The organism is Marinobacterium sediminicola (assembly GCF_022343685.1).
GTDB classification, from domain to species: Bacteria; Pseudomonadota; Gammaproteobacteria; order Pseudomonadales; family Balneatricaceae; genus Marinobacterium; species Marinobacterium sediminicola.
The window spans coordinates 1,583,306-1,597,483 of the sequence record NZ_CP092123.1 but is presented as its reverse complement, the minus strand read 5'-3'; the positions used below and the strand labels follow the sequence as shown (position 1 = coordinate 1,597,483).

The window sequence follows — 14,178 nt, the reverse complement described above, 5'->3', positions numbered from 1 at the left end:
CTGAGCACGCCACCGCTCTTTACCCGAGTGTGATAATCAAGTAATTTACGCCGTTTTCCCAAGACGCGTCGAGTAACCGAGGATCCATGATGGAAACAGCCTACGCCCAGATTATTGAACAGCTTGGAGAGGACCTGAACCGTGACGGGCTCAAGGACACCCCCACCCGAGCCGCCAAGGCGATGCGTTTCCTGACCCGCGGCTACAATCAGACGCTGGACGAAGTGGTCAACGACGCTCTGTTTCCCTCAGACAACAGTGAAATGGTCGTTGTACAGAACATCGAGCTTTACTCATTGTGCGAACACCACCTCTTGCCGTTTATCGGCAAGGCACACGTCGCCTACATCCCCAATGGCAAAGTACTCGGCCTGTCAAAACTGGCACGCATCGTTGACATGTACGCCCGTCGCCTGCAGATTCAGGAGAATATGACCAAGGAGATCGCTGAGGCGATTCAAAGTGTCACCGGAGCGTCCGGGGTAGGCGTTGTGATTGAAGCGCAGCACATGTGCATGATGATGCGCGGTGTTGAAAAGCAGAATGCTTCAATGAAAACATCGATGATGCTGGGCTCTTTCCGTAGCAATCCGGCCACCCGCGCCGAGTTCATGTCACTGGTCAACAACTGACATTCGTATAGCACGACAGGGAGGGCACTTAGCCCTCCTTCAGTAGGACCACCGCAACCTGGCTTCGCCCTCCGAGAACACTGGGAACCAGCGCCCCCACTCCTTGCGCCCTGATTCGGCCAAGATCACCTCCTTTATCACCCAACAGACGAAGCAACCTGCTCGCAGCTTCCTCAGACTGACGCAGCGTTAAATCCAGGTCCTCGCCACGCCAATGCACCACCAGCCAAATCTCACGATCAGGGTACGTATCCTGTAAGTCCAAAAGCGCCTGGACGGCACGATCCGTCGAGTCCGGCCAATCCGACAGCTCGGCATAGCCCTGTTCGCGCAACCTAACACTCAACTCGGTTACAGTCGGCGCATCATGCTCGAGCAAGTCCAGATGCAGGTATACCCGGCCATTACCTCTTCTCACGGCATATATCGCCACATGCGCTTCGGGCAGTGAAAGAGCAGCATAAAACTGAGAGCGGTCGACACCGTAGAGACGGGATTGACCAAAAATATCGTTGGCCCACAAACTGCTGGGTCCACACTGACGGCCAGCACACTCAAAGAGCACTTCAGCGCCCTGTGCAAGCAATTGCTGCCTCACATGATTAAATCCGGACTCAGGAGGGTAACCGCCTGGCAGCTGCCACGTAATTCGAGTCAGCTGTGCCTGCAAACGCTGCTCACGGTCACTGCGAACAAGTCCGTTGATCTTGACGATACCTCCCAACATCAGGCGATAGTCGGGGTCATAACGCTCCTGCTGATTAATCACGGACGAAAGCGGGAATGGCTCCAACCCAAACGGCAGAGCGGCCTGTTGTGCATGAAGTGGTGCTGAAAGCAGAATTGCAGACAACAGAGCCAATAACATAGCTTTCATCGATGTTCTCCTTGGATCCTTAAACTCCCGCGTAGAAGTCATTGATCGCGGCAGCCATCAATCGTGCCGGCCCTTCCTCCAGGTGCAAATGATGATTACCTTCGAAAGTTATACGGCGCAGACCGGCAATCAGCTCAGCGCGTTCATCCAGCAGAGGCGTCCCTATACCTTCGCTCCCCATGAGCAACAGCGCAGGTGAATCAATTCTGCTCAGGAAAGCACGTACCTGATCTTCACTCAAGCGCATTACCGACGGCAAAACCAAAGCGGGATCACTGCGCCAGCGGAAACCCTGAGGTGTATGTACTATAGACCGTTCGACCAGCCAACGAGCCGCCTGTTCCGTGACCGGAAACTTGCCCTTCATTCGCGCCTGAACAGCTGCATCGATATCCGGGTAGTACTTAGGGGTGCGCTCCCGCCGCTGCCTTCGCCGGATTGCCAGCGCCATTTTCTCAGGCAACTCTTCGGGTGAATCGGCCATGGGCGCCAAACCTTCAAGGAGAACAAGACTGAGCACACGATCAGGCATAACACCCGCCAGAAGAGACGAGACGCCCGCCCCCATCGAATGACCCAGCAAATGAAAACGCTCCCAGCCAAGCTCATCGGCAACAGCCAGGACATCCGCCACGTTATCCCAGATATAATATGGCATGGCCTCTGGTCGGTGAGCCGAAAAACCATGCCCAACAAGATCCAGCGCAACCAGACGAACAGATTCCAGATGCGGCTCCAGGGCGCGAAAGCTCGCAGCATTATCGAGCCAACCGTGCAGAGCCAAAACAGGCCGCCCATCGACGGGACCAATAGCACGGGCAGCCATTAACTGCCCATTCACTTCAAAGCGCAGCTCTTCTGCCATCATGGAAGTATCTCTTTACAGGGATGTTTCGGGAGCAATCCAGCGGACCAGCCTCGCCATACCGGCAGCAGGCCAGTCAAGCTCGAGTAACGCACCATTACAGGGAGCAATCGACAGCGATTGATCACGCCCATCAACCAGCCAATTGATCAACCGACCACAAAGAGGTTGATGGGTAACCACCACCAGAGTGTGTGAGGCTTGAAAACACGACTCAAGGAACACACCGGCGTCAATTACAGAAGCCGCAGGCGTCAGGTTATAGGTGGTCACACATTCGGAATTACCAGCCAACAATTTTGAGGCTGTTTCAACAGCCCTCAACCAGGGAGAACTGAGCAGCTGAAAATCATCGGAAACAGACTCAAACTGGTGCGCAAGGGACCTGGCTTGCAACTCACCCCGAGGAGTCAAACGGCGGCCAGGGTCGTTATCGGCACCAGGCTCAGCTTCGGCATGACGGAGGATAAACAGCCGCATCAGCACTCCTGCCGCGGCAATACGAACTCTACATCAGTACTCTGAACATTGAGCATCATGCCTCGCGCAACCTCCTTGACAGGCGCACTATTAAACACGACCTCGTAGAGCCCTGAGACCAGTGGCATGTAGATACCCAGGCTCTCAGCCTTTTCCTTCACCAGGCGGAGTGTATTTACACCTTCAGCGACCTCACCCAGCGCAGCAACGGCCTCATCGAGCGTTTTACCCTCGCCCAACGCATATCCAACACGGTAATTCCGGCTCAGCGGAGACATGCAGGTAACAATAAGATCACCCACGCCGGCCAGGCCAAGGAATGTCATTGGGTTAGCCCCCAGGCTCACCGCGAAGCGACTCATCTCGGCAAGGCTGCGTGTCATCAACATGCTTTTGGTGTTTTCACCCATACCCAAAGCGGCACTCAATCCGGCAGCAATGGCATAAATGTTCTTCAGAGTGCCCCCGAGTTCAACACCATAGGTATCAGTACTGGCATATACACGGAAGCAGGAGGTATGCAGCAACGCCTGAACCTGCTCGCGCAGCTCGGCATCAGAGCTTGCAATCACAGTTGCAGTCAGCTGTTTTTGAGCGATTTCCTTGGCAAGATTGGGACCACTGAGTACACCCAATCGAGCCCTCGGGCACTCCTGCTCGATAATCTGACTCATCAGACAGAAAGTACCCGCCTCTATCCCTTTGGTAGTACTGACCAGTAGCTGTTCTGGCCTTAGCCACGGCATGGCATGCTTAAGCACATCCCTGAAGGCACTGCTTGGAATTGCAATAAAGACCGCCTGGGTTCCGGTCAGCGCCTCCCCAAGGTCCGTGGTTGCCGTCAAGGTGGACGCAAGATCACGCCCAGGCAGATAGCGCTCATTACGGTGCTGCTGATTCACTTGAGCGACAGCAGCCTCATTTCGCATCCAAAGGCGAACATCCAGACCTTTTTCAGCCATCAGGTTGGCCAGGACGGTACCAAAACTACCGCCACCCAACACGGCAACAGGGGGCTGGGAATGCATAATCTCTTCCTTCAGGTTGAGCATGAGAGCCCTTTCAGGCTCACATCAGGACTGATCGATCTTGTCCAGCAAACGACCAATTCCAAAAAACAGGAACTTCACTACAGCAAAAGCGAAAACGGAAAGCCCAAGGAAAACCATCAACTGGCCAAGGTCTTCTGTACGCTGGTACCCAGCTATCGCAATCGCCGCAAAAAAGGCGCTGGCAATAACTGCCAGCACCGTACTGATACGACGCAGATTATGCTTATCGCTCATTTCTCTGCTCGGTTGGTCTCATCAGCCTGCTTTGTATCTTCAGTCTGTTCAGTCTGTTCAGTCTGTTCAGTCTGTTCAGACTGTTCAGACTGTTCAGACTGTTCAGACTGTTCAGACTGTTCAGACTGTTCAGACTGTTCAGACTGTTCAGACTGTTCAGACTGTTCAGACTGTTCAGACTGTTCAGACTGTTCAGACTGTTCAGACTGTTCAGACTGTTCAGACTGTTCAGGGGATGATCCTGCAACCACAACATCAGGTTCAACAGTCTTTTCAACTTCAACAGCAGACTCGGCCTCTTGCTTATTCACCGCAGGAGCAGGCGCGTCGTCTGACTGTGCAACCATCATCTGGCCAGCATCAAACTGGACATCTTCAGCCTGCAGCTCATTGCGAGGCTCAACAGACTCTTCTTCCGCTGGGCTGGCACTGACCTCCAGGGCCGTGTCAGACTGGCGCGTTGAGTCTTCGAGCTGATCATCCTGCTGCTTGACGTCTGATTCCTGCGCCGCCTCAGCTTGCTTTTCTTCTTCAGGTGATTGATCCGGCTCAGCTGCGTCATCCTGTGCTTCACTGGGCTTAGTCGCTTCGGTGGCCTTGTCACGATCGACTTCAGACAGTGGCTTCAACAGCTCACCATCCGGGTGGATACACTCCAGCTTAACGCCTGTTTCCCGTTCGATTTCAGGTATCAGGAAGGAGTCATCTTCACAGGCAAAGCAGATTGAAGTTCCTGTCTGACCTGCACGCCCGGTTCGACCGATACGATGCACGTAATCGTCGGCATCTTCCGGAAGCTGATAGTTGATCACATGAGTCACGCCATCGATGTGAATACCGCGACCTGCCACATCCGTCGCAACCAAAACCTCGATTTTGCCGTTACGGAAATCTTCAAGGGTTTTGAGGCGCTTGTTCTGGGGAATTTCACCGGACATGAGCGCAGCCTTGATACCATCCTTGCTCAACCGCTCGGCAAGGGCGCGTGTTTCATGACGCCGATTACCGAATACAATGGCGCGCTCAATACCGTTGACTCTCAGGTAGTTACGCAGCAACTGATATTTTTCCTTGCTGGACACAAGAAAGACTTTTTGCGCCACGTTATCGGTCGTCTTGTGTTCAGATTCAATTTCTATGGTCACAGGCTCGAGAGTCCACTGCTCTGCGAGTCGCATCACATCATCGGTAAAGGTCGCGCTGTACAGCAGGGTCTGACGGTCAGCCCCCTTACGCGGGGTTTGACGGATAATGGTACGCACGTCCGGAATAAAACCCATGCTCAGCATGCGGTCAGCTTCATCCAGAACCAATACTTCAACGTGATAGAGGTCCACTTCCTTAGAGCGGACAAAATCGATCAGACGCCCTGGTGTCGCAACCAGAATATCAACCGGCTTGTCAGCAAGCGCTTTGCGCTGCTTTTCATAATCCATCCCTCCCACCAGGGAAACCACTGACAGATCGGTATATTTGCCAAGACCTTCAGCATCGGCGGCGATCTGAAGAGCCAACTCCCTCGTCGGCGCAATGATCAGCGCGCGAGGCTCACCGAGTTTGCGATCGCCCTCAAGAGGAAAGTCCAACAGATCGGTCATGATACCGATCAGGAAAGCAGCCGTTTTACCGGTTCCGGTCTGCGCCTTGCCGATCAGGTCACGTCCCTGCAACGCATGAGGAATCGTGGCCGCCTGAATAGGAGTGCAGTATTCAAATCCAAGGTCCGCTATGGCATGCATCAGAACGTCAGGCAAGCCGAAGTCGTGAAAACGGCGTTTGCCCTCAACAACTGGCACTTTGAACATCACCGGTGTCCAGCTGCCCTGCTGGCCGCCTGCTTCACGCGGCTTGCGTGAGCGACGACGACGACGCGGGCGATTGGAATTGGGCTTCAGTTCAGAGCCCTCTGCAGCTGTGGTCTGTTTGTCTTCAGTACTCAAGATCGGATCCATTCAGATTAACGGTTGATTTCGCGCCGAAACGGAGGCAGAGAGTCTAACAGTTGTCGGCCATAGCGTCTTGTGACAACTCGACGATCCAATAGCACAACACGTCCACGATCCTGCTCTGTTCGCAACAAACGCCCCACCGCCTGCGTAAGGCGCATGGATGCCGCCGGGACAGTCCAGTCGGTGAAAGCGTTGCCGCCGCGCGCTTCAATCCATTCTGCCATGGTAGCATCGACCGGATCATCCGGGACACTGAACGGCAGTTTGGTAATAAAAACATCGGTCAGATAATTGCCCGGAAGGTCAACACCCTCGGCAAAAGATGCCAAACCGAAAATAATACTGGGATCGCCACCGTCAATACGCTCACGATGACGACGCAGGGTTTCCTGTTTACTGTATTCTCCCTGCGCCAACACGCTATTTTTAATGGATTCATCCAGACGTTCAAGCACCGATCGCATTTGTCGCCAGGAACTGAACAGCACCAGCCCTGCCTTGACTGACTGCAACTCGCGTTCAAGCAACTCCAGCACTTCATCTGTATGCGCGTCAGGCTGACCAGGATCAGTCTTCATAAGAGGCACTTCAAGCACACCATTATTCGCATAGTCAAAAGGACTGTCGAGGCGAATCGCATCCGTGTCCGCAGGTAAACCCAAAGAAGCAAAAAGCTGATCAAAACGTCCCAGCGCCGTCAACGTCGCCGAGGTGAGTACGGCGGCATGGCACACACGCCACAGATGATCCGACAGCGTGTCGGCTGCTGATACGGGTGCGCTGCGCAGTTCAAGATCATCACCGGCGGGAGTTTCATGCCGATTGATCCATCGTGCGGTTGGAGATTTACCTTCCACATCCTCACGAGCATAACTGTGCGCTAGCCAGGCAATATGCTGCACTCTTCCCCACAGAGTACCCAGTTGAGGAAACCAACGCTCAGCAGCAGCACGCGGTATATCGGCAACACTTCCTTCAAGCGCTTCCTTGAGTACATCAACAATCTGCTCAAGATGCTGCTGCGCACGATCAGCCGCCTGTGCAAGCATTGCGCTGGGCTCAATCAAAGGGTGCGGCAGCTTGCCTCCAGGAAATCGATAACGATCCTTGGAATGTTCATTCATCATAGGTCGCAGCAAAAGTTCCAACTGCTCGAGCCCGATATTCATGTCCTCAAAAGGCCGTTGGAGTCGCTCTACAGGACCAGTCAACTGAACCGCCGAACCTGTGTCCTGCAACAGCTGAGCGAGCTGCTTCTGAGCTGAACGCAACATACGACGGCTGCTTTCAAGACGCGCACCAAAGGCAAAGTGACCGCTGGCCTTATCCGCAAGGTGATGACCCTCATCGAAGATGTAGATGGTTTTCTCAGGCTCCGGAAGGATAGCGCCCCCACCCAGCGCCAAGTCAGCCAAAACCAGATCATGATTGGCAACAATCACATCCGCTTCTTCGAGACGATCACGTGCACGATAGAATGGACAAGCACTGAAATTCAGACAACGGCGATTGCTGCACTGCATATGATCGCTGGTCAACGGCTGCCAGATTTGGTCATCAACTTCCTCGCTGAGTGCGTCTCGATCCCCATCCCAACGACCGACCGCATACTCATCCATCAATGATTGATAACGATTGAGCACCTCGGGCTCAAGTTGTTGTGCAGCTTCATCTTCATACAACGCCATCTGGCCCAGCAAGCCCTGCTGTTCGAGCAAACTTTCAACCTTGTTAAGGCAGAGGTAGCGCCCCCGTCCCTTGGCAAGACGGTACTTCATTGCCAGACCTGCATGTTCTTCGACTTCGGGAAGATCCTTGTTGATCAACTGCTCCTGCAAAGCCACTGTGGCTGTCGACAGAACCAGTCGACACTCCTTGGCTCGTGCCAAAGGGATTGCCGCCAGCAGGTAAGCTATGGTTTTTCCGGTGCCGGTACCCGCCTCAACCACGCCAACGACCGGGCCTGCTTCTGCTTGCGCAGCGGCCGAATCAGCTTTCGCCAACGTGCGCGCAACAGCCGCCACCATCTGCTTTTGAGCGGGACGCGCCTTTAGCCCTCTGCTTTTGAGGAAGCGGCTATAGGCCTCTTGTATCTCCCGTTTCTGATCGTCACTCAGCACGATCTATCCCCATTGAAATTCAGTCACACAATTTTACCAAGATACTGGATATTTAAACAGATAACGCTTGACCTATTACACTTACTGTATAAAATCACAGTAAATCGATTGAGTGACGGCCGCTATGAAACTGACTAAACGACAAACTGAAGTACTGGAGTGCATTAAGCACTACATAGACTCAACCGGGTATCCGCCAACCCGCGCCGACATAGCACGGGAATTGGGTTTCCGATCAGCCAATGCTGCTGAAGAGCATTTGAAGGCTCTCGCACGCAAGGGCGCGATCGAACTCACCAAAGGCACTTCGCGCGGCATCCGCTTGCCGGAAAATGATGATGCCACTGGCTCCGAAAGCCTGCCGATTATTGGCCAGGTCGCCGCAGGGGAACCCATCCTTGCCCAAGAGCATGTTGAGGATCAATGCACCATTTCAGCCGACTTCTTCCGCCCACGTGCAGACTACCTGCTCAGGGTAAAGGGAATGAGCATGAAGAATATCGGCATTATGGATGGCGACCTGCTTGCCGTTCATCAGACTCCTGACGCACGGGATGGTCAAATAGTCGTTGCAAGGATCGGTGACGATGTGACGGTCAAGCGCTTCAAGCGTGATGGCCACAAGGTATTTCTGATTGCTGAGAATGAGGACTTTGCCCCAATCGAAGTCGACCTGTCAGAACAGGAATTGATTATCGAAGGTCTGGGTGTAGGTGTCATTCGGCAAGGTCACTAAACGAGGTTGAGCCATGCCTGCCATTGATTATGCACGCGTTACAAGCAACACCACGCAGCTCCATGAGAGCGACATGCTCGAAACGAGTCGCGTCACTGAAATTCTGCTGCATAACAGCCGAGTTTCACTGCACCCGGTCTTGTTGCCGATGATCTCTCAATTGAGCCGTGACAATCGCTGGCTGACACTGATCAACCCTCCTGCCGATCTCAGCAGGAAACTTCTGACTCAAGCTGGCGCGATCACCAGCCATATCCTGTCCCTGCACAGCCGAGACAACAAACACGACACCATTCGTCTGTGCCAACAGGCATTGTCAGCAGGCACCTCTCACACGGTGATCGCGTGGCATGAATCCGGACGATCGCTGCCATTACAACAGCTGTACCTGGCCGCCAGCTGCGGTAATGCTCAGGCCATCCTGGTGCGGCACTGAGCAGAATCCGTCACCACTCCTGCATATTGGCACGCAGGCGTTCCAGCAAATCACGGAATGCCTGTAGCCAGTCGTTATACTCGGCGAGCACATCACGATCTTCTGCATGGTCAGGATTGATCTGCAATACATGAATTTCGGAAACACTCGCATCCTTGGCTGTCGTTTGCGACGTATGATCCGCTGCGTCCCAACAGGCCTGATAGGCCTTCAGCACCTTGTGCAGCCAACTAGCAGGATCAGCCTCCAGGTTAGCCAGCTCATTGGCCTCGGGTGATTCTTGCCCGGTTTTTTCAAGCTGGTCGATCAGATCTTCAAATCGATAAATCGAGGCCGGATCGAGCTTGTAGTTTTCTGCAATCTCACGTAGCAGCGAAGCATAACCACTGGCCATAAAAAAAAGCACTGACTCATGGTAGGACTCAATACGCGGATGCTGACTCCACTGCGGAGTTTCCTGTGCCTGCACCAGTGCCTTGATATGCAAGCGGGCAAAATTCAATTTCTGATTGGTACGAACTGCGTAAACATCACTCATCGTTGCTGCTCTTGCTAAATCCCTGTTTGATGGACAGGTCAGCGCTTGCTGCCCTGCTCCTCCTGCCAGCGTCCATCGCGATAAAAAGCCTTCCAGCCCGTCGCCTTACCTTCCACTTCAGTCATAACATACTGTTCCTTGGTCTTGCGACTGAAGCGTATCACAGCAGGATTACCTTCAGGGTCCTGCTGAGGCGCATCCATCAAGTAAGCATACTTGGGATCAATTTCGTCCCTGTGTGGAATCAATTCCTTAACCAGAGGCGCACGTGTTTCGCGCATCTTGGGGAACTGGCTTGCCGCCAGAAAGAGACCACTGGCACCGTCACGAAGCACGTAGGTATCATCCACCTTCTGGCATTTCAGTTCCGGCATCAGCACAGGATCCATCTTGGGAGGTGCCGGCTCGCCATTCTTCAACAACTTACGGGTGTTTTTACATTCACTGTTGGTGCAACCGAAGAACTTGCCGAAACGACCTGTTTTGAGCTGCATCTCGGAACCGCATTTGTCACACTCAATACTGGGGCCATCGTATCCCTTGATTCTGTAACTGCCCTCTTCCACTTCGAAACCACTGCAGTCAGGGTTGTTACCACACACATGCAGTTTTCGTTTCTCATCGATCAGGTAGGAATCCATCGCCGCATCACAGAGCTTGCATCGGTGTTTGTTGCGGAGGATACGGGACTCTTCCTCATCATCACCGTCGACGCTAACCACTTCATCCCCGGGAATCAGGTTGATGGTGGACTTGCAGCGTTCCTTAGGCGGCAGGTTGTAGCCCGAGCAACCCAGGAACACACCTGTGCTGGCAGTACGGATCATCATCTGACGGCCGCATTCAGGGCAGGCAATATCGGTCGGAGTTGGCGTATTCGGTCGCATCCCATGCTCATCGCCCTGCGCCTCACTCAGCTTATGGGTAAAGCCCTGATAGAAGTCGTTCAGAAGTCGCTTCCAGTCGATATCACCCTGAGCCACTTCATCAAGCTTCTGCTCCATACGCGCCGTGAAACTGAAATCCATCAGATCCGAAAAATTCTCATTCAGACGCTCGGTGACAATATCGCCCATCTTGCAGGCATAGAATCGACGCCCCTGGACCTGAACATAGCCACGATCCTGAATCGTGGAAATGATCGATGCATAGGTGGACGGACGACCTATACCACGCTTTTCAAGCTCCTTGACCAGACTGGCCTCGGTATACCGGGGCGCCGGCTTGGTGAAGTGCTGCTTGGGCTCGAATTCCACCACCGACAGGGATTCACCCTGCTGAATGTCTGGCAAGATGATGTCTTCATCGCTGCGCCCCTTCGGCGGCAATGCGCGGGTATAACCATCAAAACGCAGGATGCGCCCCTTGGTGGTCAATTCGTAATCACCACAGGTCACATGAATACGGGTACTGGTATAGAGCGCCGGTGTCATCTGGCACGCCATGAACTGACGACGAATCAGGTCATAGAGACGCTGTGCGTCAGGCTCCATTCCCTTCAACTGATCTACTGTTAGAGCCACATCGGAAGGACGAATCGCTTCATGTGCTTCCTGAGCGCCTTCCTTGCTGGTGTAGCTTAAAGGCTGCTCGGGAAGGTAGTCTTGACCGTAATGTTCCAGGATGTAATCACGGCAAGCGGCTACCGCTTCAGCACTCAGGTTGGTTGAGTCTGTACGCATATACGTGATGTAGCCTGCTTCATACAAACGCTGCGCCAGCATCATGGTCTTCTTGACGCCAAAGCTCAGACGAGTGCTGGCTGCCTGCTGTAATGTCGAAGTAATGAAAGGCGCAGAAGGCTTGCTGCTGGTTGGCCGATCCTCGCGCTTGTCCACCAGCATGGTACCGGCTCTGAGGCGCGCCAAATGGCCTTCAGTTTCCTCTGCATTCAGCGGCCGGAAGGCCTTGCCCTCGTACTTGCTGACCTGAAGACGAAGCGAATCATTACCCGCTGTCTGGGTATCTGCATGGACCTCCCAGTACTCTTCGGGAATAAACGCTCGAATTTCACGCTCACGTTCGACGATCAGCTTTACTGCTACCGACTGCACCCGACCCGCAGAAAGGCCACGGGCAATTTTCTCCCACAACAGAGGTGACAGCATGTAGCCCACAATTCGATCCAGGAAACGTCGCGCCTGCTGTGCATTGACACGATTCAGATCCAGATCACCCGGCTCTTCAAATGATTGCTGAATGGCCTTTTTGGTAATCTCATTGAATACAACGCGGCGGTAACGATTGTCATCTCCACCGATGGCTTCACGCAAATGCCAGGCAATCGCCTCCCCTTCACGGTCCAAATCCGTTGCGAGATAAATGGCGTCGGCGTTCTTGGCAAGCTTTCTCAGCTCTTCTACGACCTTTTCCTTTCCGGGAAGAATTTCATAATGAGCTTCCCAGTCATGATCAGGATCAACACCCATGCGAGCAATTAGCTGCTGGTGTGCTTTCTTCTTCTTATATTCGGCTTTTTCATCCGGTGACATTTTGCGCGTCAAGGCTGCCTGCCGGGCACGCTCCTTGGGATCACTCTTGCTGGCACTACCGCTGGTCGGCAGGTCGCGAATATGGCCGACACTGGATTTGACCACATACTGGCTGCCCAGATACTTGTTGATCGTTTTGGCCTTTGCCGGTGATTCGACAATGACAAGGGTTTTTCCCATGAGATACGGATCCTTTTTACGACGGGCAACTCATAAACTGCGAGCATATATAAGGTGTGGTGCTCTCAGCGTCAAGCGAACTCTTAGTCAAGACAAAATCGATGAACAGGCTTATCGCTTACATTCTGCCCGGTATCTGATGTAAATTAGTTCTTTTTTCAGAGTGCCAAACCACATGCTTGGAGACAACCTGTATCTTGTAATCATGCTTTCAGGCGTCGGCATACTGGCTCTGGTGGTAAATTATGTCATAACCACTCGAGAGCAGGCGTCGGAAAAGCGCCATGAGCGCTTGAATTGGCTCAAGACCCAGGCAGAACACACTTTGAATGCCCTGGCGATACTGAAGGAAAGCGGCTGTCGACAGGACATCGTGGACAAGCTTAACCAGCACGCCATGGCTTTGATAGAAGAGATCAGTCTTCTGGCACCTGACTCCGAACTCATGACGCAAATCAGTGACCTTAAGGAAACCAGCGACCGCAGCCGCCCGGACAAATCGCGCTTCAACAGCGACCGAGCTGTCAAGCGAGCCCAGATCTACATCAATTTCGCTGAAAAACTGATCATCCAGATGGCCAAGGGTGGCAAAATGACCGGCCAACTGGCACGAACCTACCAACAGGAACTGTACTGGCTGAATGTCTCTCTGGTCGCTGACGCTCACCATCATCAGGCCAATCGTCTAATGGAGATGGGCGACAAGCACACCGCACTCAGTCACCTCAAACATGCCAAGGCTGTGCTGGTACGAGCTACGGCACCTCAGCGCCAGAAACAGCCGAAGCTGGACGAACTGCAAGCCGCAATTGATCAACTGCAACCCAAACGCAACCTTGGCGCCGGTGCTTTGGCAGAGTCACTGGACGACTACCTGAACGAGTCGTCCTGAGCATCTTAGATCTTGTTCGCCAGCAACGGCTTCACCAGCGACTGCAACTGATCGATACGATCAGCCTCTCCCTTTTCGTGCCAGTAGAGTGACAGATGCAGCGGGGTGGACTCTACACCCACCACATCTTCCGGAAGCGCTTCCAGCAGCGCAACCAGCTGAACCTTCGCCTCACTGGACAAGCGCCCCTGCCCCTTGAGCCAACTCCAGCCTGCCGGCAATCCCTCGTTGTCGATGGTCTCTAATCGATGCACTTCCCAACTGGGCCAGTTATCACGCTCAACGCGCTCCAGATTGTCACGAATGAAACGGTAGGCGGGTACGCTCACCGTCTCCTGCTCCACTTCACCCTTGGCGCGCGGCAGCGTGATGCGAGCCAATTGGACTTGAATACCCATTTGACGCGCACGCATACGCAGCTGCGCCTGATAACGCTGACGCGGACTGGGCATCACCCACATGACAGACCCAATCAGGGATGCCAGAATAAAGCCAATAATCAGCCACTTCATTTGTACTTTGCGCCTCCAAACTGGCTGTTTTACAGCCGCTTCGTTTCGTCCCGGATCATAACCGTCCTGACAGGCAGGCAACAGTAGGCCTTAAGACTCCGATAGTGTTTCTTGATCTGAACGGGGGACTCCCACCATGCTTGATGCTATTCTGCTGGAAGAACACCCAGTCGAACGGTTGCA

The 14,178-nt window shown here is 53.6% G+C and carries 13 protein-coding genes and 1 pseudogene; 4 read left to right on the top strand and 10 right to left on the bottom strand.

Annotated features, from left to right (window positions below; translation table 11 throughout):
• Nucleotides 1-89 precede the first annotated feature (89 nt).
• Nucleotides 90-632 (top strand): GTP cyclohydrolase I FolE, encoded by a 543-nt coding sequence (gene folE / locus LN244_RS07320; RefSeq protein ID WP_239042187.1) that lies wholly within the window; start codon nt 90-92, stop codon nt 630-632.
• Nucleotides 633-660: 28 nt separating this feature from the next.
• Here folE and LN244_RS07315 read toward each other — a convergent pair whose 3' ends face one another.
• From LN244_RS07315 to dinG, 7 genes and pseudogenes are all read right to left on the bottom strand, one after another.
• Complete coding sequence (locus LN244_RS07315) at nt 661-1,509, bottom strand: DUF4892 domain-containing protein (RefSeq protein ID WP_239042186.1); 849 nt, start codon at nt 1,507-1,509, stop codon at nt 661-663.
• Between the two features lie 19 nt (nt 1,510-1,528).
• Nucleotides 1,529-2,377 carry an alpha/beta fold hydrolase gene (locus LN244_RS07310; protein WP_239042185.1) on the bottom strand — a complete coding sequence of 283 codons (849 nt, stop codon included), beginning with the start codon at nt 2,375-2,377 and terminating at the stop codon, nt 1,529-1,531.
• A gap of 12 nt (nt 2,378-2,389) precedes the next feature.
• A complete protein-coding gene (locus tag LN244_RS07305; protein WP_239042184.1) occupies nt 2,390-2,854 on the bottom strand; it encodes a SixA phosphatase family protein in 465 nt (154 codons plus the stop codon).
• Nucleotides 2,854-3,882: an NAD(P)H-dependent glycerol-3-phosphate dehydrogenase gene (locus tag LN244_RS07300; RefSeq protein ID WP_239042183.1), complete on the bottom strand. Its 1,029-nt coding sequence runs from the start codon at nt 3,880-3,882 to the stop codon at nt 2,854-2,856. The genes LN244_RS07305 and LN244_RS07300 overlap by 1 nt, the downstream gene beginning before the upstream one ends.
• 45 nt (nt 3,883-3,927) lie before the next feature.
• Nucleotides 3,928-4,140: a hypothetical protein gene (locus tag LN244_RS07295; RefSeq protein WP_239042182.1), complete on the bottom strand. Its 213-nt coding sequence runs from the start codon at nt 4,138-4,140 to the stop codon at nt 3,928-3,930.
• Between the two features lie 626 nt (nt 4,141-4,766).
• Nucleotides 4,767-6,092, bottom strand: a pseudogene (gene rhlB / locus LN244_RS07290) (ATP-dependent RNA helicase RhlB); the annotation flags it as partial.
• A 5-nt stretch (nt 6,093-6,097) separates the two neighbouring features.
• Nucleotides 6,098-8,209, bottom strand: coding sequence for an ATP-dependent DNA helicase DinG (dinG, locus tag LN244_RS07285; RefSeq protein WP_239042181.1), 2,112 nt, complete (start codon nt 8,207-8,209; stop codon nt 6,098-6,100).
• Between the two features lie 124 nt (nt 8,210-8,333).
• On the opposite strand from dinG, the gene lexA reads away from it, so the two are divergent.
• Together lexA and LN244_RS07275 are read left to right on the top strand one after the other, a co-directional pair.
• On the top strand, nt 8,334-8,945 hold the full coding sequence (gene lexA, locus LN244_RS07280; protein ID WP_239042180.1) for a transcriptional repressor LexA: 612 nt from the start codon (nt 8,334-8,336) through the stop codon (nt 8,943-8,945).
• A gap of 13 nt (nt 8,946-8,958) precedes the next feature.
• The gene (locus tag LN244_RS07275) at nt 8,959-9,381 is read left to right on the top strand and encodes a SulA-like leucine-rich domain-containing protein (protein ID WP_239042179.1); all 423 of its coding nucleotides are present in this window, start codon (nt 8,959-8,961) and stop codon (nt 9,379-9,381) included.
• A gap of 10 nt (nt 9,382-9,391) precedes the next feature.
• Here the strand turns inward: LN244_RS07275 and LN244_RS07270 are convergent, their stop codons facing one another.
• Nucleotides 9,392-9,919, bottom strand: a complete 528-nt coding sequence (locus LN244_RS07270; RefSeq protein ID WP_239042178.1) for a DUF6586 family protein — start codon at nt 9,917-9,919, stop codon at nt 9,392-9,394.
• Nucleotides 9,920-9,957: 38 nt separating this feature from the next.
• Nucleotides 9,958-12,591 carry a type I DNA topoisomerase gene (gene topA, locus LN244_RS07265; RefSeq protein ID WP_239042177.1) on the bottom strand — a complete coding sequence of 878 codons (2,634 nt, stop codon included), beginning with the start codon at nt 12,589-12,591 and terminating at the stop codon, nt 9,958-9,960.
• A 175-nt stretch (nt 12,592-12,766) separates the two neighbouring features.
• Here topA and LN244_RS07260 point away from each other — a divergent pair, with 175 nt between their 5' ends.
• Entirely contained in the window at nt 12,767-13,483 is a 717-nt protein-coding gene (locus tag LN244_RS07260) for a DNA topoisomerase I (protein ID WP_239042176.1), read from the top strand.
• Nucleotides 13,484-13,488: 5 nt separating this feature from the next.
• Here LN244_RS07260 and LN244_RS07255 read toward each other — a convergent pair whose 3' ends face one another.
• Entirely contained in the window at nt 13,489-13,995 is a 507-nt protein-coding gene (locus tag LN244_RS07255) for a hypothetical protein (RefSeq protein ID WP_239042175.1), read from the bottom strand.
• Nucleotides 13,996-14,178 lie beyond the last annotated feature (183 nt).

What these genes read in the sequence shown, in the direction of transcription:
- lexA (WP_239042180.1), top strand. Translation starts at nt 8,334, where the DNA reads ATGAAACTGACTAAACGACAAACTGAAGTACTGGAGTGCATTAAGCAC.
- LN244_RS07275 (WP_239042179.1), top strand. Translation starts at nt 8,959, where the DNA reads ATGCCTGCCATTGATTATGCACGCGTTACAAGCAACACCACGCAGCTC.
- LN244_RS07260 (WP_239042176.1), top strand. Translation starts at nt 12,767, where the DNA reads ATGCTTGGAGACAACCTGTATCTTGTAATCATGCTTTCAGGCGTCGGC.
- LN244_RS07315 (WP_239042186.1), bottom strand. Translation starts at nt 1,509, where the DNA reads ATGAAAGCTATGTTATTGGCTCTGTTGTCTGCAATTCTGCTTTCAGCA.
- LN244_RS07270 (WP_239042178.1), bottom strand. Translation starts at nt 9,919, where the DNA reads ATGAGTGATGTTTACGCAGTTCGTACCAATCAGAAATTGAATTTTGCC.
- LN244_RS07255 (WP_239042175.1), bottom strand. Translation starts at nt 13,995, where the DNA reads ATGAAGTGGCTGATTATTGGCTTTATTCTGGCATCCCTGATTGGGTCT.
- LN244_RS07300 (WP_239042183.1), bottom strand. Translation starts at nt 3,882, where the DNA reads ATGCATTCCCAGCCCCCTGTTGCCGTGTTGGGTGGCGGTAGTTTTGGT.
- LN244_RS07305 (WP_239042184.1), bottom strand. Translation starts at nt 2,854, where the DNA reads ATGCGGCTGTTTATCCTCCGTCATGCCGAAGCTGAGCCTGGTGCCGAT.
- LN244_RS07310 (WP_239042185.1), bottom strand. Translation starts at nt 2,377, where the DNA reads ATGATGGCAGAAGAGCTGCGCTTTGAAGTGAATGGGCAGTTAATGGCT.
- topA (WP_239042177.1), bottom strand. Translation starts at nt 12,591, where the DNA reads ATGGGAAAAACCCTTGTCATTGTCGAATCACCGGCAAAGGCCAAAACG.
- folE (WP_239042187.1), top strand. Translation starts at nt 90, where the DNA reads ATGGAAACAGCCTACGCCCAGATTATTGAACAGCTTGGAGAGGACCTG.
- LN244_RS07295 (WP_239042182.1), bottom strand. Translation starts at nt 4,140, where the DNA reads ATGAGCGATAAGCATAATCTGCGTCGTATCAGTACGGTGCTGGCAGTT.